Origin of the sequence: Streptomyces sp. NPDC001407 (assembly GCF_042895325.1) — a bacterium.
GTDB lineage: Bacteria > Actinomycetota > Actinomycetes > Streptomycetales > Streptomycetaceae > Streptomyces.
Map to the genome: position 1 here is coordinate 146,810 of NZ_JBIAWF010000017.1, position 23,018 is coordinate 169,827.

A 23,018-nucleotide genomic window follows, 5' to 3' on the forward strand; every position below is an offset into this window, starting at 1 on the left:
AACCCGTATCGCACTGCCGAAGCCGGACAGCCTTGGAGGCGCGCCATCCAAGGGCCCCAGAAGATCCGAAGACCTCCCGAAGGCTCCCGAAAAGACCGAAAGCGCCTCGACAACCGAGGGGACATACAACAAGTGCGAGCGCGACCTGCTATGTCTGAGGAGCGCAGGCCCGCAGCGCAACTTGTAGCATACGGGGGCAGCGGGGCACGGTCAATGCGCGAAGACGCACACCCGGGACGAAACCCCCATAACGGGCACAACTTGTGTTTCGCGAGGCCACGAGGGACCTGACGCACCCCGTAGCTTTACGCTCAGGCGCCGAGCAGGCGCATAGAAGATACGACAAACCTTGCCGAACCACTACTGCCGAGGGCATGAGCGTCGAAATGATCCACGAGTACGAGCCGGAAGCGACCCGGCGGGCCACCGGCGAGGCGGAGAGCAGCCGGGCCAGCCGTGGCTGGTGGGACCGCAACGCCGACGAGTACCAGAACGAGCACGGCGCCTTCCTCGGCGACGACCGTTTCGTCTGGGGGCCGGAAGGGCTCGACGAGGCCGACGCGGCCCTGCTGGGGCCGGCCGAGGGGCTCAAGGGCCTCGACATCCTGGAGATCGGCGCCGGCGCGGCCCAGTGCTCGCGCTGGCTGGCGGCCCAGGGCGCGCGGCCCGTGGCCCTCGACCTCTCCCACCGGCAGCTCCAGCACGCCCTGCGGATCGGCGGCGGCGTGCCGCTCGTCGAGGCCGACGCGGGCGCGCTGCCCTTCGCGGACGGCTCCTTCGACCTGGCGTGCTCGGCGTACGGCGCGGTGCCCTTCGTCGCCGACCCGGTGCGGGTGATGCGCGAGGTGCGCAGGGTGCTGCGGCCCGGCGGGCGCTGGGTCTTCTCCGTCACCCACCCCCTCCGCTGGGCCTTCCCGGACGAGCCGGGCCCCGAGGGCCTCTCGGTCTCCGCCTCCTACTTCGACCGCACCCCTTATGTGGAACAGGACGAATCCGGCCGGGCGGTCTACGTCGAGCACCACCGCACGATCGGCGACCGCGTACGCGACGTGGTCGCCGGCGGCTTCCGCCTGGTCGACCTCGTGGAACCGGAGTGGCCCGCGTGGAACACGCAGGAATGGGGCGGCTGGTCCCCCCTGCGCGGTCACCTGATCCCGGGCACGGCGATCTTCGTCTGCGAGCGGGACTGACGACCGGGGCGTGTGCGGGTCCGTCGCCGCCTGCGGCGGGAGCGGCCTGCGGCCGCGTCCTCAAACGCCGGACGGGCTGATTTTGGCTGATGTGGGTGCCAATTCAGCCCGTCCGGCGTTTGAGGACAACGCGCGAAGCGCGGTCCGGGGGTCTGGGGGCTCGCCCCCGGTTTCGGGAAGGGGCGGGGTAGGGGAACAAAGCGCCGCAGGCGCCCACCGCCCCACACCCAGGGGGCCAGGGCGCGGCCCAGGGAGAAATCCCGCCCACCGACCTGAGCGAGACTGGGCCCCGTGACCCGCGCAGAAGCCCTCCGCCAACTCCCCGTCCGCACCGCTCTCCCCGCCCTCACCCGCGCCCTCGACGACCGCGGAGTCGCCGTCCTGTGCGCGCCTCCCGGCACCGGCAAGACGACCCTCGTCCCGCTCGCCCTCGCCGGCCTGCTGGGTGAGGGCCCGCGACGGCGCGTGGTCGTCGCGGAGCCCCGGCGGATCGCGGCCCGGGCCGCCGCCCGCCGCATGGCGTGGCTGCTGGGCGAGGCCGTCGGCGAGCGGATCGGCTTCACCGTGCGCGGCGAGCGGCGGGCGGGGCCGCGCACGGTGGTCGAGGTCGTCACCACCGGCGTCCTGCTGCAGCGCCTCCAGCGCGACCCCGAACTCGCGGGCGTCGACACCGTGATCCTCGACGAGTGCCACGAGCGGCACCTGGACGCGGACACGGCCGCCGCGTTCCTCCTGGACGTACGGGACGCCCTCCGGCCCGAGCTGCGGCTGGTCGCGGCGTCCGCGACGACCGACGCCGAGGGCTGGGCCCGGCTGCTGGGCGGCGCCCCCGTGGTCGAGGCGCAGGGGATCGCGCACCCGGTGGAGGTCGTGTGGTCCCCGCCGGAGCGGCCCGTACGGCCGCCGCACGGGATGCGGGTGGACCCCGCCCTGCTGGAGCACGTGGCGGACGTGGTGCGGCGGGCCCTGCGGGAGCGGCAGGGCGACGTGCTGTGCTTCCTGCCCGGCGTCGGCGAGATCGCGCGGGTGGCGGGACGGCTCGGCGGGCCCGGGGCACTGGGCGCCGAGGTCCTCCAGGTGCACGGGCGGGCCCCGGCCGCCGTGCAGGACGCGGTGCTCGCGGGCGGTTCGGGGACCCGCCGGGTGGTCCTGGCGACCTCGGTGGCCGAATCGAGCCTGACCGTCCCGGGCGTACGCGTCGTGGTGGACGCGGGCCTCGCGCGTGAGCCGCGCGTGGACCACGCCCGGGGGCTGAGCGCGCTGACGACCGTACGGGCCTCCCGGGCGGCCGCCCGGCAGCGCGCGGGACGGGCCGGGCGCGAGGCGCCGGGCGCGGTCTACCGCTGCTGGACGGAGGCCGACGACGCCCGCCTGCCGCGCTTCCCGGCGGCGGAGATCACGGTCGCGGACCTCACGGCGTTCGCCCTCCAGGTGGCGTGCTGGGGCGACCCCGACGCGTCCGGCCTCGCCCTCCTCGACCCGCCGCCGGCCGGGGCGATGGCCGCCGCACGCGAGGTGCTGACCGCCACGGGAGCGGTCACCGCCGACGGCAGGCCCACCGACCGCGGCCGCCGCATGGCCCGCCTGGGCCTCCACCCGCGGCTGGCGCGCGCCCTGCTGGACGGCGCGCGAGAGGTGGGTGCGCGCCGGGCGGCCGAGGTGGTGGCGCTGCTGAGCGAGGAGCCGCCGCGCGAGTACGGCGACGACCTCGCGGCCGCCTGGCGCACGGCCCGCCGGGGCGGCGACGCCTATGCGGCCCGCTGGCGCGCGGAGGCCCGCCGCCTGGAGCAGGCGGCGCGGGGCGGATCACCGGACGGGCCGGGTCCGGAGGGCGGTGGTCCGATGAGCGACGACGCCGTGGCCGGGCTCGTCGCCGCGCTCGCGTTCCCCGAGCGGGTGGCGCGGGCCCGGGGCGAGGGCGCGTACCTCATGGTGTCCGGCACGGGCGCCGAGCTGGGCGAGGGGTCGCGGCTGCGCAGCGGCCGTTGGCTGGCGATCGCCGTGGCCGACCGGCCCGTGACGGCCGCGTCGGCGCGGGTGTCCCTGGGCGCGCTGATCGACGAGGACACCGCCCGGGAGGCCGCCGGGGCGCTCTTCCACGCAGGGGAGGAGGTCGGCTGGTCCGAGGAGCGGCGGGAGGTGGTGGCCCGGTCCGTCGAGCGCCTGGGCGCGGTGGAACTGGCCGCCCGCCCGCTGTCCGCCCCGGACCCCGCACTCGTAGGCCAGGCCCTGCGCGAAGGGCTGCGGCGCGAGGGCCTGGGCCTGCTGCGCTGGACGCCCGAGGCCACCGGCCTGCGGCAGCGGCTGGCGTTCCTGCACCGCGAGCTGGGCGCGCCCTGGCCGGACGTGTCCGACGAGGCGCTGCTGGAGCGCCCGGACGACTGGCTCGGCTGGGACCTCGACCGGGCCCGCAGGCGTGCCGACCTGGAGCGGCTCGACGCGGGCAAGGCGCTGGAGCGGCTGCTGCCGTGGGCGTCCGGCGACGCCGCGCGCCTGGACGAGCTGGCCCCGGAGCGCATCGAGGTGCCGAGCGGGTCCCGGATCCGGGTGGACTACGGCGGTGAGCAGCCGGTGCTGGCGGTCAAGCTCCAGGAGCTCTTCGGCCGGCAGGAGACGCCGCGGGTGGCGGGCGGCCGGGTGCCCGTGCTCGTACACCTGCTGTCCCCGGCGGGCAGGCCCGCGGCGGTGACGGCCGACCTGGCCTCGTTCTGGAAGGACGGCTACCGCTCCGTACGGGCGGAACTGCGCGGCCGTTACCCGCGCCATCCCTGGCCGGAGGACCCCATGACGGCGGCGGCGACGCGCAGGACGAACGCCCGCCGCTGATCCCCCGGGACAGCATCGGAGGGCCGGCATCGTAAAAAGCGCCGCTCCCGCCGTACCTCGGGAGCGGCGCCGGTCTGTCCCGATCTCTCGGGGGTCTCTTCAGGGGAGGTACCGCTCGACCGCGGCCGGCCCCTTCTCCTCCATCAGCCGCTTCGCGGCCTCCACCCGCTCGGGCGTCACGTCCCGGCCCGACGCCATGACCAGGTCCTCGGGGTCGAACGGCCGCTCACCGCCGGTGTACAGCCGCACAGGCCGGGACGTGGTGGACACGTCCTCGGAGCTCTCCTTCACGGTGGACCTCCTCTGTTCAGCCGTCCCGGGCGGGGGGCAGCCGTTTGGGTTTCCCTCCATCGTGTGACATTTCCGGAACAAGTGCACGCTGATCTCTCGCCGTGGTATTTGCGGCGGGCAGTGCCCGGCGGGCCCTCGCCTCCAGCAGCAGCGCGAGACCCAGCAGCGCCCCGCCCAGGCCGAGGAAGCCCCAGGGCAGCCAGCTGGTGAGCAGCAGCACCAGCCGGCGCTGCGAGGTGACGAGGGCGACCGTCGCGTCGACGTAGTCCGGGCGCATCCGCACATGCCCGGAGAAGGCGGTGATCGGCTTCTTCTCGGGGTGGCCGGTCCAGCGCATCTCCTCCTGGTGGACCTCCTCGCCGTTGACGGGCGCGCCGGTCGTGGGGTCGACCCAGAACATGCGCTTGGTGGTGTACCAGCGCTCCAGGCCGATCTGCCGGACGGCGTCGGGGGTGAGGCCCAGGGGCAGCGCCCGCGGCACGGGGACGAGGGTCCAGGGGATCGTCTGCTCGAAGTAGTAGACGCTCAGTCCGTGGAAGCGCCGGGTCCCCCCGTAGTGGATGGGCGCGGAGGTGCGGGTCTGCATGTCGAAGTAGCGGTAGTCGTGCTTCCGTACGAGGAAGGGCCACTTGAACTCGATGCCGTCGCGGCGCACCGGCGTGTCGTCGACGTTCTCACCGCCCGCGTGGACGGGTTCCTGGCTGTGCGCGTCGAAGACGTAGCGCTCGGGGATCTTCGAGACCATCGCGCCGTCGGGCCCGGCGACATAGGTGAGGGTGTCCCAGACGACGACGTCCCGGCCGGTCTCGTGCTCGACCTTACGGGCCTGCTCCACATTGCCCTTGAGGGTCTCGGTCATGGTGATCCGGGAGACCTTCTTCGGCTCCAGGGTGCTGTAGTCGATGAGGGTCGCGTCCTTCGCCTCCAGGACGACGGTCTGGTAGCGGCCGGCGGGGACCTTGGCCAGCCGGGGGAAGGCGTACCAGCGCAGCAGCGGCGAGAGGGTGGCGAAGAAGACCGCGAAGGCGAGGAGGACGAGGCCGGCTCGGCGGCGCACGGCGGGCCCGCGCTCAGGGGTGTGCGGGGACGGTGGTGAGGAGCGGCTCCGGCGAGGTCCGCCCGCCGGGCGGCCCGATCGCGGTCACGGTGAGGACGAGGGCGAGGGCGGCGGCCACTCCGATGGCCACGGCGGCCAGTGCGCGCATGCGTCCGCCTCCCAAGACAGCTGATGGCCCGTCAGGAGTGGGGCACGGTAGCAACACGGGCCGCATAAACCAAGGGAGTTGGGCAACGCCGGACGGGCCGGCTGTCACCCGAAGCGGCTGGATGCACATCCACATCAGCCAAATCCAGCCCGTCCGGCGCTTGAGGACACCGCCGCGCAGCGGTGGTGCAGGGACGACAACGCACCCACACCACCGACCACCGGCCCGCCCCGCAGGGCTAGTGCGCGGCCGACTCCCAGTCGCCGCCCACGCCCACCGACACATCCAGCGGCGCGCGCAGCGCCACCGCACCGGCCATCTCCCGGCGCACCAGCGCCTCCACCGCCTCGCGCTCGCCCGGAGCGATCTCCAGCACGATTTCGTCGTGCACCTGGAGCAGCATCCGCGACGTGAGCTCCTCGGCCTCCAGCGCCTGCCCGACCCGCAGCATCGCGATCTTGACGATGTCGGCGGCCGTGCCCTGGATCGGCGCGTTCAGCGCCATCCGCTCCGCCATCTCACGGCGCTGGCGGTTGTCGCTGTTGAGGTCCGGGAGATACCGGCGGCGGCCGAGCATCGTCTCGGTGTAACCCGTCGCCCGCGCCTCCTCGACCACCCGCTGCAGATAGTCGCGCACCCCTCCGAACCGCTCGAAGAAGGTGTCCATCAGGCGGCGCGCCTCGTCCGGGGCGATGTTGAGCTGCTGCGACAGACCGAACGCCGACAGGCCGTACGCCAGGCCGTACGACATCGCCTTGATCTTCCGGCGCATCTCCGGATCGACATCGGCCTTGGCCACGCCGAAGACCTGCGAGGCGACCGTGGTGTGCAGGTCCTCACCCGACGCGAACGCCTCGATCAGGCCCTCGTCCTCGGAGAGATGGGCCATCACCCGCAGCTCGATCTGGCTGTAGTCCGCCGTCATCAGCGTCTCGAAGCCCTCGCCGACCACGAAGCCCCGCCGGATGGCCCGGCCCTCGTCCGTACGCACCGGGATGTTCTGCAGATTCGGGTCCGTGGACGACAGCCGGCCGGTGGCAGCCACCGTCTGGTTGAACGTGGTGTGGATCCGCCCGTCGGGAGCGATCGCCTTGATCAGCCCCTCCACCGTCGAGCGCAGCTTGGACTGCTCACGGTGCCGGAGCATGATCACCGGAAGCTCGTTCTCCGTCTGCGCCGCGAGCCAGGCCAGGGCGTCGGCATCCGTGGTGTACCCCGTCTTGGTCTTCTTCGTCCGCGGCAGGCCCAGCTCACCGAAGAGAACCTCCTGGAGCTGCTTGGGCGACCCCAGATTGAACTCGTGACCCGCCGCCGCGTGCGCCTCCGTGACCGCCTGCTGCACCGCCGCCGCGAACTGCTGCTCCATCCGCTCCAGCCAGCCGCGGTCCGCCGCGATGCCCGCCCGCTCCAGCCGCGCCAGCAGAGCACTCGTCGGCAGCTCCACATTGGTGAGGAGCTCCGCCGCGCCCACGTCCTTCAGCCGGCCCGTGAAGGCGTCACCCAGATCCAGGACCGTACGCGCCCGGCCCATCAGGGCATCCGCCTCGGCCTGCTCGTCCGCACCGAACGCCAGCTGCCCGTCACCCGCGGCCGCCGTCGCCAGCTCACGGCCCAGATACTCCACCGACAGCGCGTCCAGCGCGAACGAACGACGGCCCGGCTTGACCAGATAAGCGGCCAGCGCGGTGTCCATCGTGACCCCCGCCACCGACCAGCCGTGCTCGGCGAAGACCCGCATCGCGGCCTTCGCGTCGTGCATCACCTTCGGCCGCGCGGCATCCGCGCTCCACTCGGCGAACGCACGCTCGTCCGCCTCGTCGAGCTCCGCCGGATCGAACCACACCGCCGGGCCCTCGCCCGACGCCAGAGCGATCTCCGCCACCCGGCCACTGCCCTGCGACCAGGAATCCACCATCTCCAGGCCCAGCGGCCCCGACCCGTGCTCCGCCAGCCACGGAGCGAGCCCGCCCGCCGCCAGCACCACACCGTCGACCTCGGCACCGGCGGCCGGAGCCGCCTCCTCCTCGGCCTGCGCCCCCGGATCGGCCGCCAGCAGCCGGTCCCGCAGACCCTGGTTACGGATCTCCAGACCCTCCAGGAACGCGATCAGCGCCGTGCGGTCGTACGCCTCACGCACCAGCCCGTCCGGACCCACCGGCAGGGCCACATCGCGCACCATCTCGGTCAGACGGCGATTGAGCTTGACCGCCTCCAGATGATCACGCAGATTCTGCCCGGCCTTGCCCTTGACCTCCTCGACCCGCTCCACCAGCTCCGCGAACGAACCGAACTGGGTGATCCACTTCGCGGCCGTCTTCTCACCCACACCCGGGATGCCCGGAAGATTGTCCGACGGGTCACCCCGCAGCGCCGCGAAATCCGGATACTGCGACGGGCTCAGGCCGTACTTCTCCTGCACCTTCTCCGGGGTGAAACGCGTCAGCTCCGACACACCCTTCGTCGGATACAGCACCGTGACGTCATCGGACACCAGCTGGAAGGAGTCACGGTCACCCGTGACGATCGAGACGTGGAAACCCTCCGCCTCCGCCTGCGTCGCCAGCGTCGCGATCACATCGTCGGCCTCGAAGCCGTCCACCGCGAACCGCGGCACCCGCATCGCGTCCAGCAGCTCGCCGATCAGCTCGACCTGCCCCTTGAACTCGTCAGGCGTCTTCGAACGCGTCGCCTTGTACTCCGGGAACTCCGCCGAGCGCCACGTCTTGCGGGACACGTCGAACGCCACCGCGAAATGCGTAGGCCGCTCGTCACGCAGGGTGTTGGCCAGCATCGACGCGAAGCCGTACACCGCGTTCGTCGGCTGCCCGGCGACCGTCGTGAAGTTCTCCGCGGGCAGCGCGAAAAACGCACGGTACGCCATGGAATGCCCGTCCATCAGGAGCAGGCGGGGCCGGTCTCCCCCCGCCGCCTCGGACCCGGTCACTGCGCTCATCTTCGCTGCCTTCGTCGCCTTTGCTGCCACGCCCCCGATCCTGCCACGGACCACTGACAATCCCGGCCACACGCACCTGACGCCCGCCTCGGCGGCGCCCCTGTCAGTGCCCCGTGACAGGATCAGCACGCACGGACATCCGCGGACCACACCCACGCACGGATCCGCGACCCCCGACCGCTCAAGGGAGAGCGAGATGGCAGGCAAGCCGCCGACCAGCGATCCAGTCCAGGACGCACCCGAAGTCGCCGCCCCGCAGCACGCCGCCGCCGGCCTCCCCGCCGTCGCCCACTCCCTGCGCATGGCCCACCAGCAGATGGGCGTCAAACGCACCGCCCTCACCCTGCTCAAGGTCAACCAGAAGGACGGCTTCGACTGCCCCGGCTGCGCCTGGCCCGAAGGCGAGAAGCGCCACGCCGCCGAATTCTGCGAGAACGGCGCCAAGGCCGTCGCCGAGGAAGCCACCCTCCGCCGCGTTACCCCCGACTTCTTCGCCGCGCACCCCGTCACCGACCTCGCCACCCGCAGCGGCTACTGGCTCGGCCAACAAGGCCGCCTCACCCAGCCCATGCACCTCGCCGAAGGCTCCGACCACTACGAACCCATCACCTGGGAACGCGCCTTCGACATCATCGCCGAGGAACTCCACGCCCTCGCCTCCCCCGACGAAGCCGTCTTCTACACCTCCGGCCGCACCAGCAACGAAGCAGCCTTCCTCTACCAGCTCTTCGCCCGCGAATTCGGCACCAACAACCTCCCCGACTGCTCCAACATGTGCCACGAGTCCTCCGGCTCCGCACTCTCGGAGACCATCGGCATCGGCAAGGGCAGCGTCCTCCTCGAAGACCTCCACCAGGCCGACCTGATCATCGTCGCCGGACAGAACCCCGGCACCAACCACCCCCGCATGCTCAGCGCCCTCGAAAAGGCCAAAGCCGGCGGCGCGAAGATCATCACGGTCAACCCACTCCCCGAAGCGGGCATGGAACGCTTCAAGAACCCCCAGAACGCCCGCGGCCTCAGCGGCCTCGGCACCCCCCTCACCGACCTCTTCCTCCAGATCCGCCTCGGCGGCGACCAGGCACTCTTCCGCACCCTCAACCGCCTGATCCTCGAAACCGAAGGCGCCCTCGACACCGAATTCATCGCCGAACACACCCACGGCTTCGAAGAATTCGCAACAGCGGCACGCACCGCCGACTGGGACGAAACCCTGCGCGCCACCGGCCTGCGCCGCGAAGAGATCGAGCGCGCCCTCGAAATGATCCTCGCCTCCCGGCGCACCATCGTCTGCTGGGCCATGGGCCTCACCCAGCACAAACACGCCGTCCCCACCATCCGCGAAGTCGTCAACTTCCTCCTCCTCCGCGGCAACATCGGCCGACCCGGCGCCGGCGTCTGCCCCGTCCGCGGCCACAGCAACGTCCAGGGCGACCGCACCATGGGCATCTTCGAACGCCCCGCCCCCGCCTTCCTCGACGCCCTGCAAAAGGAATTCGGCTTCACCCCACCACGCGAACACGGCCTCGACGTCGTCCGCGCCATCCGCGCCCTCCGCGACGGCCAGGCCAAGGTCTTCCTCGCCATGGGCGGCAACTTCGTCTCCGCCACCCCCGACACCGACATCACCGAAGCCGCCGTACGCCGCGCCCGCCTCACCGTCCACGTCTCCACCAAGCTCAACCGCTCCCACGTGGTCACCGGCGCCCGCGCCCTCATCCTCCCCACCCTCGGCCGCACCGAACGCGACCACCAAGCAGGCGGCGACCAATTCGTCACCGTCGAGGACTCCATGGGCATGGTCCACGCCTCCCGCGGCCGCCTCCGCCCCGCGAGCCCCCAGCTCCTCTCCGAGACCGCCATCGTCTGCCGCCTCGCCCGCCGCACCCTCGGCCCCCGGAGCACCACCCCCTGGGAAGACTTCGAGAAGGACTACGGCACCATCCGCGACCGCATCGCCCGCGTCATCCCCGGCTTCGAGGACTTCAACGCCCGCGTCGCCCGCCCCGGCGGCTTCACCCTCCCCCACGCCCCCCGCGACGAACGCCGCTTCCCCACCACCACCGGCAAGGCCAACTTCACCGCCGCCGACGTCGAATACCCCCGCGCACCCCAAGGCCGCCTGCTCCTGCAGACCCTGCGCTCCCACGACCAGTACAACACCACCATCTACGGCCTCGACGACCGCTACCGCGGCATCAAGAACGGCCGCCGCGTCGTCCTCGTCAACCCCGACGACGCAGCCGAACTCGACCTCGCCGACGGCACCTACGCCGACCTCGTCAGCGAATGGACCGACGGCAGCGAACGCCGCGCACCCGGCTTCCGCGTCGTCCACTACCCCACCGCCCGCGGCTGCGCCGCCGCCTACTACCCCGAGACCAACGTCCTCGTCCCCCTCGACCACACCGCCGACACCAGCAACACCCCCGCCAGCAAGTCCCTGGTCATCAGGCTCGAACCAGCCCGCCCGGCCTGACCACCCACCCGGCTCCCCCACCACCCCCACCCGCCTGATAAGACGTTCACCACGCAACGACCACGGACGAACGGAGCCGCACCCATGGGCGAGCAGAGCCAGACCACGTTCCCGCAGCAGGTCCTCGACCAATGGGCCGGCAGCGGACACGACCTGCACGCCCTCTTCTCCGCCGGCCACCTCGGCAACCGCATGGGCCTCCAAGTCCGCGAAGCCTCCCCCGACCGCGTCGTCGGCACCCTCCCCGTCGAAGGCAACACCCAGCCCTACGGCCTCCTCCACGGCGGCGCCTCCGCCGTCCTCGCCGAAACCCTCGGCTCCGTCGGCGCCATGCTCCACGGCGGCCCCGACAAGATCGCCGTCGGCGTCGACCTCAACTGCACCCACCACCGCGGCGTACGCTCCGGCCTCATCACCGCCATCGCCACCCCCGTCCACCGCGGCCGCACCACCGCCACCTACGAAATCGTCATCACCGACGACCAGGACAAGCGCGTCTGCACCGCCCGCCTCACCTGCGTCCTCCGCCCGGCAGACACCACCACCTGACCGGACCCCGCAACTCCGCACCCGCCACCACCGGCACACCCCTTCCCCACCCGGCCGACCCGCCCTACCTTTCGGCCATGAGGGACCCCACCACCACACGACGGCTGACCACCGCCATCGGCACCCTGCTGCTCACCACCGCCCTCGCCACCGGCTGCTCCGACACCCACGGCGAGGGCGACAGCGCAGCCCCCCACACCGACCCGCCCGTCCAGGTCTGCGCCAAGCTCATCACCTACTGGGCCGGCCAGGACCTCACCGGCGGCCACTGGGCCGGACTCGACTGGGAACAAAAGGGCCTGTCCAACGACCAGTACGTCATCTACGACGACATCGTCCGGGCAGCCCGCGCCGAACAGCAGCGCCGCGGAACCGACGCCGCCCGGAAACTGATAGAGCATCAGGCAAAGCAGCGCTGCACCGCGGCCGACGGCGCCACCCACAGCTCCGAGAACTGGCGCCCCCCACCCACGTAACAGCACGTGACATTCACGCCGTGCGACACCCGGGGCGATCCACTTCCCCCCGCCACCGCACCCGCGCCCCCTCGCCCTGCACCTCACACGCCGGACTCCACCACGCCACCGAAACATAAGCGGAACTGCACCTTCGCACTATCTGGATGATGGCATTCACCCCAAAGGCGAAGACTGTCCGCGCAATACCGCTACAACGACACCCCCAAGTGACCTGCGTCATAACAAGACAGTCACATCATGGCCAGCACCTCTGCCACCCACCGCCGCGCACCCCTAGAGTCACGGCCAGTCACCACCCCCGGGCGCCGCACGACCCGACCCCACACCTTCCCACCCCGCCCGGCGGGCGACACGGCACCTCAGCAGAGGCGGCCGCGCCAGGGAAAGGACCCGACCTTGCGACACCGCCCCCTACTCGTCCTCACCACCGCCATCGCCACCGGCGCCCTCACCCTGAGCGCATGCGGCTCCCGCGACGACAAAGGCAGCACCGACAACGACAACAGCGCCAAAACCACCGTCGTCATCGGCATCGACGCCCCACTCACCGGATCCCTCTCCGCCCTCGGCCAAGGCATCAAGAACTCCGTCGACCTCGCCGCCCGCACCGCCAACGACAACAAAGAAGTCAAAGGCATCACCTTCAAGACCGAACCCCTCGACGACCAGGCCGTCCCCGCCTCCGGCCAGCAGAACGCCACCACACTCGTCGCCGACAAAAACGTCCTCGGCGTCGTCGGCCCCCTCAACTCCGGCGTCAGCCAATCCATGCAAGGCGTCTTCGCCCGCGCCGGCCTCACCCAGGTCTCCCCCGCCAACACCAGCCCCGAACTCAGCCAGGGCGCCAACTGGCTCAAAGGCCAGAAAACCCGCCCCTTCAAAACCTACTTCCGCACCGCCACCACCGACATCATCCAAGGCCGCTTCGCCGCCCAATACGCCCACAACGACGCCAAGAAAACCAAAGCCTTCGTCGTCGACGACAAACAGACCTACGGCGTCGGCCTCGCCTCCATCTTCGCCGAAGAATTCAAACACCTCGGCGGCCAGATCGTTGGCACCGACCACATCACCGTCAAGGAAACCGACTTCTCAAGCGTCGCCAACAAAGTCAAGAACTCCGGCGCCGACATCGTCTACTTCGGCGGCCAGTACCCCGAAGGCGGACTCCTCTCCGACCAGGTCAAAAAAGCCGGCGCCCACATCCCCCTCATGGGCGGCGACGGCATCTACGACCCCGCCTTCATCACCGCATCCAGCGAAAGCAACGACGGCGACCTCGGCACCTCCGTCGGCTACCCCGTCGACCAGCTCGACTCCGCCAAAACCTTCGTCAAGAACTACGACAAGGCCGGCTACAAAGACCCCTATGCCGCATACGGCGGCTACTCCTACGACGCCGCCTGGGCCATCGTCCAAGCCGTCAAGAAAACCGTCGAAGACAACAACGGCAAACTCCCCGCCAACGCCCGCGACAAAATCACCGAAGCCATGAGCAAGATCGCCTTCGACGGAGTCACCGGCAAGGTCTCCTTCGACCAATTCGGCGACACCACCAACAAACAACTCACCGTCTACCAAGTCCAGGGCAACACCTGGAAATCCATCAAGAGCGCCACCTTCAAGGACTGACCCGACCCCAGGCCCCCCACCCACCGCGCGAGGACGCCACCACCACGCCCTCGCGCGGACCCACATCCGACACCCACATCGGAGGCCCGCGGTGCACGAACTGCCGCAAACGCTGGTCAGCGGACTCGCCCTCGGTGCCCTCTACGGCCTCATCGCCATCGGGTACACCATGGTCTACGGCATCGTCCAACTCATCAACTTCGCCCACGGCGAGATCGTCATGATCGGCGCCTTCGGCGCCCTCACCATCCACCTCTGGCTCCCCGCAGGAACCACCCTCGCCACCGCACTCCCCCTCATGCTCATCGGCGGCGCCATAGCCTCCGTCGCCATCGCCACCGCCGCCGAACGCTTCGCCTACCGTCCCCTCCGCGACGCCCCCCGCCTCGCCCCCCTCATCACCGCCATCGGCCTCTCCATCGCCCTCCAGCAAACCGTCTGGGCCTTCTACCCCGACGCCAAGAAATCCCGCGCCTTCCCCCAATTCCAAGGCGACTCCTTCGAACTCGCCGGCAACATCCACATCCAACGCGACGACCTCTTCGTCCTCATCGCCGCACCCCTCTGCATGCTCGCCCTCGGCCTCTTCGTCGCCAAAAGCCGCACCGGCCGCGCCATGCAAGCCACCGCCCAGGACCCCGACACCGCAAAACTCATGGGCATCAACACCGACCGCATCATCGTCCTCGCCTTCGCCATCGGCGGCGCATTCGCAGCCGTCGCCGCCGTCGCCCAAGGACTACGCGCCGGCCAGATCAACTTCGAAATGGGCTTCATCCTCGGCCTCAAAGCCTTCACCGCCGCCGTACTCGGCGGCATCGGCAACATCTACGGCGCCATGCTCGGCGGCGTCGTCCTCGGCATCGCCGAAGCCGCCTCCACCACCTACATCCAGAACATCCCCGGCATGCACCAACTCGGAGGCGGCGGCTGGAAAGACGTCTGGGCCTTCGCCCTCCTCATCCTCGTCCTCCTGATCAGACCCCAAGGACTGCTCGGCGAACGCGTCGCGGATCGGGCGTGACCACCATGACCCCAACCACCGACACCACCCACGACACCAACCTCGAAACCACCCCCGTCCTCCACCTCCCCCTCACCGCCGCCCGCACCCTCACCACCACCGGCGCCCTCCTCACCACCGCCTCCACCTTCCTCTCCTGGACCTGGACCACCGCCTTCCCCGGCAACCTCACCGTCAACGGCTACCCCGGCGGACTGCAACTCCTCACCCTCACCGGCGCCCTCCTCACCCTCGCCCTCACCTTCGCCACCCGCCCCACCCCAGGACTCCGCTGGCTCAACCCCACCCGACGCCACGACGCCACCACCTACCTCGCCACCGGCACCCTGGCCACCACCTGGTACACCCTCGCCGCCATCGCCGTACAACTCGGCGGACTCGCCAACCTCGAACCCGGCGGCTACATCGCCGCACTCGCCACCCTGCTCACCCTCACCGGCGCCCTCGGCCTCCCCATCGACCGCCGAACCACCGCCTCCTACCCCGCGAACAGCCGCCTCGCCACCCTCCCCCGCCCCCTGGCCACCGCACTCCGCGGCACACTCCGCACCATCCGCCCCGGCCGCACCGACCGCCCCCTGCCCGCCGCCCGGCCACTCCCCGCCTGGGCCGAAATCCTCATCATCGCCGCCACCTTCGGCATCGCCCTCCACCTCGTCACCTACGGCATCGGCACCGGCTACGGCGAACTCTTCACCGGCTTCCTCATCCTCACCGCCTTCACCACCCTCGCCCTCCGCAAAGCCGGCCTCATCACCAGACTCACCGAACTCACCGACAAACACCGCAACATCACCATCACCGCCGCCTTCGTCGCCGCCGCCCTCTTCCCCCTCACCCAGTCCACCGACCAATACACCCTGATCGCCGTCAACATCCTGATCTTCTCGACCGTCGCCCTCGGCCTCAACGTCGTCGTCGGCCTCGCCGGACTCCTCGACCTCGGCTACGTCGCCTTCCTCGGCGTCGGCGCCTACACCGCCGCCCTCGTCTCCGGCTCCACCGCCTCCACCCTCGGCGTCCACTTCCCCTTCTGGGCCGCCGTCCTCACCGGCGCCGCCGCCTCACTCGCCTTCGGCATCGTCATCGGCGCCCCCACCCTCCGCCTCCGCGGCGACTACCTCGCCATCGTCACCCTCGGCTTCGGCGAGATCTTCCGCATCACCGTCGGCAACCTCAACGGCGAATCCGGCCCCTCACTCACCAACGGCCCCAACGGCATCCCCAACATCCCCGACCTCAACCTCTTCGGCTACAACTTCGGCTCCACCCACCACCTCACCGGCATCACCCTCAACCCCTTCGCCAACTACTACCTCCTCATGCTCCTCATCACGATCCTCGTCGTCCTCGTCTTCAGCCGCGCCGGCAACTCCCGCATCGGCCGCGCCTGGATCGCCATCCGCGAGGACGAGACCGCCGCCACCGCCATGGGCATCAACAGCTTCCGCCTCAAACTCCTCGCCTTCGCCCTCGGCGCCACCCTCGCCGGACTCGCCGGCACCGTACAGGCCCACGTCGCCTACACCGTCGTACCCGAGCAATACGTCTTCGCCGGCCCCGTACCCCCCAACTCCGCATTCCTCCTCGCCGCCGTCATCCTCGGCGGCATGGGCACCATCCGCGGCCCCCTCCTCGGCGCCGCACTCCTCTACCTCATCCCCGCCAAACTCCAATTCCTCCACGACTACCAACTCCTCACCTTCGGCCTCGCCCTCATCCTCCTCATGCGCTTCCGCCCCGAAGGACTCATCCCCAACCGCAGGCAACAACTCGAATACCACGAGGACGCCACCCCCACCCTCGGCATCACCAAGGCGGAGGCGTAACCACCATGAACACCACCCACAACGCCCCCGTCCTCACCGCCACCGGCGTCACCATGCGCTTCGGCGGACTCACCGCCGTACGCACCGTCGACCTCACCGTCAACCACCACGAAATCGTCGGACTCATCGGCCCCAACGGAGCAGGAAAAACCACCTTCTTCAACTGCCTCACCGGCCTTTACCGCCCCACCGAAGGCACCGTCACCTACCGCGACACCGTCCTCCCACCCAAACCCCACCTCGTCACCCGAGCCGGCATCGCCCGCACCTTCCAGAACATCCGGCTCTTCGCCAACATGACCGTCCTCGAAAACGTCCTCGTCGGCCGCCACACCCGCACCAAAGAAGGACTCTTCGCCGCCCTCCTCCGCAGCCCACGATTCCACCGCGCCGAAACCGCCTCCACCCAACGCGCCATGGAACTCCTCGACTTCACCGGCCTCACCCCCAAAGCCGACCACCTCGCCCGCAACCTCCCCTACGGCGAACAACGCAAGCTCGAAATCGCCCGCGCACTTGCCAGCGACCCCGGACTCCTCCTCCTCGACGAACCCACCGCCGGAATGAACCCCCAGGAAACCCGCGCCACCGAAGCACTCGTCCGCGCCATCCGCGCACAAGGCACCGCCGTCCTCGTCATCGAGCACGACATGCGCTTCATCTTCAATCTCTGCGACCGCGTCGCCGTCCTCGTCCAAGGAGAAAAACTCGTCGAAGGCACCTCGGACACCGTCCAGGCCGACGAACGCGTCATCGCCGCCTACCTCGGCACACCCTTCGAAGGCGCCCCCGGCCAGGAAGAAGTCGCCGAAGTCGAAGCCGCCGAAGCGGAAGCGGAATCCGCACACGCCGCGCCGGAGGAAGACCGATGACCGCCCTCCTGGAGGTCGAGAACCTCCGCGTCGCCTACGGCAAGATCGAAGCCGTCAAAGGAATCACCTTCATCGTCGAAACCGGCCGGATCGTCACCCTCATCGGCACCAACGGCGCCGGAAAGACCACCACACTCCGCACCCTCTCCGGCCTCATCAAGCCACTCGACGGCACCATCCGCTTCGACGGCCGCAGCATCGTCGGCACCCCCGCCCACGAGATCGTCGCCCTCGGACTCGCCCACTCCCCCGAAGGCCGCCACATCTTCCCCCGCCTCACCATCGCCGAGAACCTCCAGCTCGGAGCGTTCCTCCGCAAGGACACCAGCGGCATACAGCAGGACATCCAGCGCGCCTACGAGCTCTTCCCCATCCTCGGGGAACGGGCGAAGCAGGCCGCCGGCACCCTCTCCGGCGGCGAACAGCAGATGCTCGCCATGGGCAGGGCCCTGATGTCCCGCCCCAAACTCCTCATGCTCGACGAGCCCTCCATGGGCCTCTCCCCGATCATGATGCAGAAGATCATGGAGACCATCGCCGAACTCAAGTCCACCGGCACCACGATCCTGCTCGTCGAACAGAACGCGCAGGCGGCGCTGTCGCTCGCCGACAGCGGCCATGTGATGGAGGTCGGGAAGATCGTGCTCTCCGGATCGGGAGCGGATCTGCTGCACGACGAATCAGTGCGGAAGGCGTACCTGGGCGAGGACTGAGGGCATGCGAAAGGGCCCACGTCCTCGCTTTTGCGGACGCGGGCCCTTCGTACGCGTACTGCCTACTGCCCCTTGGCCTTCTTCTCCTCGGCATCCTCGATGACCGCCTCGGCCACCTGCTGCATGGACAGCCGACGGTCCATCGACGTCTTCTGGATCCACCGGAACGCGGCCGGCTCGGTCAGCCCGTACTGCGTCTGGAGAACGCTCTTCGCCCGGTCCACGAGCTTCCGCGTCTCCAGCCGCTGGGAGAGGTCCGCGACCTCCCGCTCCAGCGCCTTCAGCTCCGTGAAGCGCGACACCGCCATCTCGATGGCCGGCACCACATCGCTCTTGCTGAACGGCTTCACGAGATACGCCATCGCCCCGGCGTCCCGCGCCCGCTCCACGAGCTCGCGCTGCGAGAAGGCGGTGAGCATCAGCACGGGCGCGATCGAGTCCGCGGCGATCTGCTCGGCGGCGGAGATCCCGTCCAGGACGGGCATCTTCACGTCCAGGATGACCAGGTCCGGCTTGTGCTCCCGGGCGAGCGCGACCGCGGTCTCCCCGTCGCCCGCCTCGCCGACTACGGAGTACCCCTCTTCTTCGAGCATCTCTTTGAGATCGAGCCGGATGAGGGCCTCGTCCTCGGCGATCACGACGCGGGTGATGTGGGGAGGGGTGTGCTGCGGCTCGTCGTCGACGGGCGGCGTGGGCTCGGCGGCGGTCACGGGTCTCCTCGATCGGGCATGGTGGTGCCAGCTCAGCCTACCCAGCTGCTGCCACGTACGCGCACACGGTAGGGTGTCACATGCAGCCTGCCCGGTTGGTGGAACTGGTGAGACACGCGGCGCTCAAACCGCCGTGCCCTCTGGGGCATGTGGGTTCGAATCCCACACCGGGCACCAATGCTCAAAAGCGGACGATCACCTTCTCGTGAAGTCCCGCCATTTCACTCCGCGCAGTGCACTTGTCACGCACGGTTGTTCCATGCAGATGCACGGCACAGAGGTACGCCAGAAGGCCCTCACTCTCCTGCGGAACGGCTCCAAGAATGCGGACGTCGCACGCGCCCTGAATGTCCCCCTCGGCACGGTCAGCTACTGGCGGCACATGGACCGGGCGAAGCGCGGGGAATGCCCCGGGGCCCACAATCCCAAGTGCCCGAGATGCGACGGCCGTGAGCTCGACGAGGCCGCGTACTCCTACCTCCTGGGCCTCTACCTCGGTGACGGCCACATCATCCAGCACTCCGGGCATCGAGTGCCCAGCCTCATGATCACGTGTGCAGACGACTGGCCGGGGCTGATGGACGACTGCGAGAAAGCGATGCGCGGGGTGCTCCCCGACAACTCGGTCTGCCGCGTCCGCAGCAAGGGATGCCACAACGTGAAGATCTACTCCAAACACCTCTGGTGCCTGTTCCCTCAGCACGGCCCCGGCAAGAAGCACGAGCGCCTCATCGCACTCGAACCCTGGCAACAGGAAATCGTGGACGCCCACCCTTGGGAGTTCATACGCGGGCTCATCCACTCCGACGGTTGCCGCATCACCAACTGGACCACGCGTCTCGTCGGCGGTGTACGCAAGCGCTACGAGTACCCCCGGTACATGTTCGCCAACAAGTCGGATGACATCCGGAAGCTCTACTGCGACACCCTCACCACCGTCGGCGTCGAATGGAGCGTCCTCGCTCGCGACGGCGCCCCATTCAACATCTCCGTAGCCCGCAGAGCATCCGTCGCCCTCATGGACGCCCACATAGGCCCCAAATACTGACCGCTACACCCCCCGCCGGAACAGCGCCGTCCACAGAAACTCCTCACCGAAGCACTCCGATTCCGGCAACTCGTCCCGCATCCGCCGCAGTTCGACCTCCTCCAGGTCGGAGAAGATCCAGCGCAGCGACTCCGGCGTATAGGCGAGCCCGCCCCCAAGGCCCGACTCCCGGTAGAACGCCGCGTCGGGGAGTTCGGAACCCATCGCTCCGGACGCGAAGCACGTCAGGCCCAAGTGCCCGCCCGGCGCCAGCGCGCGCTCAAGAAGCGCGCGATAGCTGATGCGGCGGTGGGGTGGGAGGTGGTGGAAGCAGCCCGAGTCGTAGATCAGGTCGTACGGGCCCGTCAGTTCGGTCCCGGCCAGGGCGAACGCGTCTCCGCAGTGGAAGCGGATGTCGGCCCCGGCCTCGCGGGCGCGTTCCTCGGCCCAGGTGATGGCCGTCGGGGAGAGATCGACCGCGTCCACCTGGAAGCCCAGTGAGGCCAGGTGCAGCGCGTTGCGGCCCGGGCCGCAGCCGAGGTCGAGGGCTCGGCCGGGGGTGATCAGTCCGCGGTCGGCGTACGAGGCCAGGTTCTCGTCCGGCTTCGCCACGAAGAACGGCACCGGCTTCGTTCGGTCACCGTAGAAGCCGTCCCACCAGGCGGCCCCGTCGGCCGTCCAGCGGTCGGCGTCCGGTGCGAACAGGCCGTCCAGGAGCTTGAGTACGTCGTCGACCGTGCGTATGTTCCGGTCCATCCGGTCCCCCTCTCACCTGAGGGAACGGTACGGCCGCGCCGTGCGTAAGCCCAGCTCAGGACGGATGCCGCGAGCGCGTGGAAAGGCCCCTGCGGCCGGAGCGTGAGCGGTGTGACCCCGCCAAACCCTCGACCCCGTACGCGCGCTCGCCCGTCCCCCGGCGAAGGCCCTCCAGGGCCCTTTCCCGGCGGTGTCGAGGCGGGTTTTTCACTCCTCTCCGATGTGGTGGACCCGCACCAGGTTCGTCGTGCCCGCCACCCCCGGCGGGGAGCCGGCCGTGATGATGACCATGTCGCCCTTCTGGCAGCGGCCGATCTTCAGCAGGTGTTCGTCGACCTGGTCGACCATTTCGTCGGTCGTCTGGACCATCGGTCCCAGGAAGGTCTCCACGCCCCAGGTGAGGTTGAGTTGGGAGCGGGTCGCCGGCTCGGGGGTGAAGGCCAGCAGGGGGATCGGGGAGCGGTAGCGGGACAAGCGCCGTGCCGTGTCACCGGATTGAGTGAAGGCGACCAGGTACTTCGCGCCGAGGAAGTCGCCCATCTCGGCGGCGGCGCGGGCGACGGAGCCGCCCTGGGTGCGGGGTTTGCCGCGTTCGCTCAGCGGTGGGAGGCCCTTGGCGAGGACGTCCTCCTCTGCTGCCGCGACGATGCGGCCCATCGTCTTGACCGTCTCCACGGGGTATTTGCCGACGCTGGTCTCACCCGAAAGCATGACGGCGTCGGTGCCGTCGATGACGGCGTTGGCGACGTCGGAGGCTTCGGCGCGGGTGGGGCGGGAGGCGTCGATCATGGAGTCGAGCATTTGTGTGGCGACGATGACCGGTTTGGCGTTGCGCCGGGCGAGTTTGATGGCTCGCTTCTGCACGATCGGGACTGTTTCGAGGGGCATTTCGACGCCGAGGTCGCCGCGGGCGACCATGATGCCGTCGAAGGCGTCGACGATTCCGGGGAGGTTCTCGACGGCCTGGGGCTTTTCGATTTTCGCGATGACGGGGAGGCGGCGGCCTTCGTCGTCCATGACGCGGTGGACGTTGACGATGTCGTCGGCGCTGCGGACGAAGGACAGGGCGATGACGTCGGCCCCGGTCCTGATGGCCCAGCGGAGGTCTTCGACGTCCTTTTCGGAGAGGGCGGGGACGGAGACGGCGACGCCGGGGAGGTTGAGGCCCTTGTGGTCGGAGACCATGCCGCCTTCGATGACGATGGTGCGTACGCGGGGGCCGTCGACGCTGGTCACTTCGAGGGTGACGCGGCCGTCGTCGACGAGGATGCGTTCGCCTTTGGTGACGTCGGCGGCGAGGCCGTCGTAGGTGGTGCCGCAGTGGTGGCGGTCGCCCTGGATGTCTTCGACGGTGATGGTGAACTCGTCGCCGCGTTCAAGAAGTACGGGGCCTTCGCGGAATCGGCCGAGGCGGATCTTCGGGCCTTGAAGGTCGGCGAGGATGCCGATGCTGCGGCCGGTTTCCTCGGCGGCCTTGCGTACTCGGTGGTACCGCGCCTCGTGGTCGACGTAGGTGCCATGGCTGAGGTTGAACCGGGCGACGTCCATTCCGGCTTCGACGAGTGACTTGATCTGCTCGTACGAGTCGGTGGCCGGTCCCAGGGTGCAGACGATTTTTGCTCGGCGCATGGCACGAGCTTATGACCTACCGGTGGGTAGAGAATTGGTCGAGTCCAACCCCCCAACGTCCGTTGGGTAAAAGCTCGTTGACAATTAGTGAAACGTGCGCGGGGGTGCTCCGATGAGCGCTTTTGCACGCCCCGCGCGTGGGTCTCTCAGAGTGCGGGGGGTGTCATGGTGAACCGGGCGTTGACCTGTGCGTAGACGTTCTGGCGCTGGGGTTCGAGGTCGAGTGCGGGGGTGGGGGCGGCGCCGCCGTAGCCGGCGGAGCGCATGAGGCCGCCGGGCGCGGGGGGCGGGCCGCCGGGGGCGGTGTTCTCGGCGCCGAGGTCGGCGAGTTCCACGAGGGCGACGAGTTGGGCGCCGAGGGCGCCGGCGTATTCGCGGGCGCGTTGGACGGCTTCGCGTACGGCTTGTTGGCGGGCTGCGCGGTGGGCGGGTGAGTCGGGTCGCAGGGCCCACCAGGGGCCGTCGACGCGGGTGAGGTCGAGGGCGGCGAGGCGGGTGGTGAGTTCGCCGAGGGTGGTGAAGTCGCCGATGGTTGCGGTGAGGCGGACGGTGCCGTGGTAGGCGTGGATGCGTTCGTGGCGGCCTTTTTCGGTGAGTTGGGGGGTGATGGTGAAGGTGCCGGTTTCGAGTTTTTCGACGGTGTCGCCGTAGGTCTTGAGCAGGTCGAGGGTGTGGTTGTTGCGGCGGGTGAGGTCGTTGAGTGCTGTGGTGCGGTCGGTGCCGCGGGCGCTGATGGTGATGCCGATGTGGGCGATTTCGGGGTCGACTTCGAGGTGGGCTTCGCCGCGGACGGCGAGTCGGGGGCTGTCGGGGGTGCCGTAGGGCAGTGGTGCGGGTGTGGTCATGGGGTCAGC

At 69.8% G+C, this 23,018-nt stretch carries 19 protein-coding genes and 1 tRNA gene; 12 read left to right on the forward strand and 8 right to left on the reverse strand.

Annotated features, from left to right (window positions below; translation table 11 throughout):
* Positions 1-374 precede the first annotated feature (374 nt).
* Both ACFY1P_RS23425 and hrpB read left to right on the forward strand, forming a co-directional pair.
* Positions 375-1,190 carry a methyltransferase domain-containing protein gene (locus ACFY1P_RS23425; RefSeq protein WP_361530311.1) on the forward strand — a complete coding sequence of 272 codons (816 nt, stop codon included), beginning with the start codon at positions 375-377 and terminating at the stop codon, positions 1,188-1,190.
* A 291-nt stretch (positions 1,191-1,481) separates the two neighbouring features.
* Positions 1,482-4,016, forward strand: a complete 2,535-nt coding sequence (gene hrpB, locus ACFY1P_RS23430; RefSeq protein ID WP_390751761.1) for an ATP-dependent helicase HrpB — start codon at positions 1,482-1,484, stop codon at positions 4,014-4,016.
* Between the two features lie 99 nt (positions 4,017-4,115).
* Here the strand turns inward: hrpB and ACFY1P_RS23435 are convergent, their stop codons facing one another.
* The 4 genes from ACFY1P_RS23435 to polA all read right to left on the reverse strand — a co-directional run bounded on the left by ACFY1P_RS23435 (position 4,116) and on the right by polA (position 8,465).
* Complete coding sequence (locus ACFY1P_RS23435) at positions 4,116-4,307, reverse strand: hypothetical protein (RefSeq protein ID WP_390751762.1); 192 nt, start codon at positions 4,305-4,307, stop codon at positions 4,116-4,118.
* A 16-nt stretch (positions 4,308-4,323) separates the two neighbouring features.
* Positions 4,324-5,364, reverse strand: a complete 1,041-nt coding sequence (locus tag ACFY1P_RS23440) for a DUF3068 domain-containing protein (RefSeq protein WP_390751763.1) — start codon at positions 5,362-5,364, stop codon at positions 4,324-4,326.
* Positions 5,365-5,377: 13 nt separating this feature from the next.
* Entirely contained in the window at positions 5,378-5,512 is a 135-nt protein-coding gene (locus ACFY1P_RS23445; protein WP_361526878.1) for an SPW_0924 family protein, read from the reverse strand.
* Between the two features lie 238 nt (positions 5,513-5,750).
* Positions 5,751-8,465, reverse strand: a complete 2,715-nt coding sequence (gene polA / locus ACFY1P_RS23450) for a DNA polymerase I (RefSeq protein ID WP_390751764.1) — start codon at positions 8,463-8,465, stop codon at positions 5,751-5,753.
* Positions 8,466-8,661: 196 nt separating this feature from the next.
* Here polA and ACFY1P_RS23455 point away from each other — a divergent pair, with 196 nt between their 5' ends.
* The 8 genes from ACFY1P_RS23455 to ACFY1P_RS23490 all read left to right on the forward strand — a co-directional run bounded on the left by ACFY1P_RS23455 (position 8,662) and on the right by ACFY1P_RS23490 (position 18,042).
* Positions 8,662-10,944 (forward strand): FdhF/YdeP family oxidoreductase, encoded by a 2,283-nt coding sequence (locus tag ACFY1P_RS23455; RefSeq protein ID WP_361526882.1) that lies wholly within the window; start codon positions 8,662-8,664, stop codon positions 10,942-10,944.
* Between the two features lie 84 nt (positions 10,945-11,028).
* A complete protein-coding gene (locus tag ACFY1P_RS23460; RefSeq protein ID WP_361526884.1) occupies positions 11,029-11,493 on the forward strand; it encodes a PaaI family thioesterase in 465 nt (154 codons plus the stop codon).
* 77 nt (positions 11,494-11,570) lie between these two features.
* The gene (locus tag ACFY1P_RS23465) at positions 11,571-11,969 is read left to right on the forward strand and encodes a hypothetical protein (protein ID WP_390751765.1); all 399 of its coding nucleotides are present in this window, start codon (positions 11,571-11,573) and stop codon (positions 11,967-11,969) included.
* A gap of 399 nt (positions 11,970-12,368) precedes the next feature.
* Positions 12,369-13,604, forward strand: coding sequence for a branched-chain amino acid ABC transporter substrate-binding protein (locus ACFY1P_RS23470; protein WP_361526888.1), 1,236 nt, complete (start codon positions 12,369-12,371; stop codon positions 13,602-13,604).
* A 91-nt stretch (positions 13,605-13,695) separates the two neighbouring features.
* The gene (locus ACFY1P_RS23475; RefSeq protein ID WP_361526890.1) at positions 13,696-14,628 is read left to right on the forward strand and encodes a branched-chain amino acid ABC transporter permease; all 933 of its coding nucleotides are present in this window, start codon (positions 13,696-13,698) and stop codon (positions 14,626-14,628) included.
* Positions 14,629-14,633: 5 nt separating this feature from the next.
* Entirely contained in the window at positions 14,634-16,457 is a 1,824-nt protein-coding gene (locus ACFY1P_RS23480) for a branched-chain amino acid ABC transporter permease (protein ID WP_390751779.1), read from the forward strand.
* 5 nt (positions 16,458-16,462) lie between these two features.
* Positions 16,463-17,329: an ABC transporter ATP-binding protein gene (locus ACFY1P_RS23485; RefSeq protein ID WP_390751766.1), complete on the forward strand. Its 867-nt coding sequence runs from the start codon at positions 16,463-16,465 to the stop codon at positions 17,327-17,329.
* Positions 17,326-18,042 (forward strand): ABC transporter ATP-binding protein, encoded by a 717-nt coding sequence (locus tag ACFY1P_RS23490; protein ID WP_390751767.1) that lies wholly within the window; start codon positions 17,326-17,328, stop codon positions 18,040-18,042. The genes ACFY1P_RS23485 and ACFY1P_RS23490 overlap by 4 nt, the downstream gene beginning before the upstream one ends.
* 62 nt (positions 18,043-18,104) lie before the next feature.
* Here the strand turns inward: ACFY1P_RS23490 and ACFY1P_RS23495 are convergent, their stop codons facing one another.
* Positions 18,105-18,752: a response regulator gene (locus ACFY1P_RS23495; RefSeq protein ID WP_361526898.1), complete on the reverse strand. Its 648-nt coding sequence runs from the start codon at positions 18,750-18,752 to the stop codon at positions 18,105-18,107.
* Positions 18,753-18,841: 89 nt separating this feature from the next.
* Here ACFY1P_RS23495 and ACFY1P_RS23500 point away from each other — a divergent pair.
* Positions 18,842-18,929: transfer RNA gene (locus ACFY1P_RS23500), tRNA-Leu, on the forward strand.
* A gap of 82 nt (positions 18,930-19,011) precedes the next feature.
* Positions 19,012-19,800 carry a helix-turn-helix domain-containing protein gene (locus ACFY1P_RS23505; RefSeq protein ID WP_390751768.1) on the forward strand — a complete coding sequence of 263 codons (789 nt, stop codon included), beginning with the start codon at positions 19,012-19,014 and terminating at the stop codon, positions 19,798-19,800.
* A gap of 3 nt (positions 19,801-19,803) precedes the next feature.
* Here ACFY1P_RS23505 and ACFY1P_RS23510 read toward each other — a convergent pair whose 3' ends face one another.
* The 3 genes from ACFY1P_RS23510 to ACFY1P_RS23520 all read right to left on the reverse strand — a co-directional run bounded on the left by ACFY1P_RS23510 (position 19,804) and on the right by ACFY1P_RS23520 (position 23,009).
* Positions 19,804-20,535, reverse strand: coding sequence for a class I SAM-dependent methyltransferase (locus tag ACFY1P_RS23510; RefSeq protein WP_361526902.1), 732 nt, complete (start codon positions 20,533-20,535; stop codon positions 19,804-19,806).
* Between the two features lie 207 nt (positions 20,536-20,742).
* Positions 20,743-22,164: a pyruvate kinase gene (gene pyk, locus ACFY1P_RS23515; protein ID WP_390751769.1), complete on the reverse strand. Its 1,422-nt coding sequence runs from the start codon at positions 22,162-22,164 to the stop codon at positions 20,743-20,745.
* A gap of 146 nt (positions 22,165-22,310) precedes the next feature.
* Positions 22,311-23,009 carry an SIMPL domain-containing protein gene (locus tag ACFY1P_RS23520; RefSeq protein ID WP_361526906.1) on the reverse strand — a complete coding sequence of 233 codons (699 nt, stop codon included), beginning with the start codon at positions 23,007-23,009 and terminating at the stop codon, positions 22,311-22,313.
* Positions 23,010-23,018 lie beyond the last annotated feature (9 nt).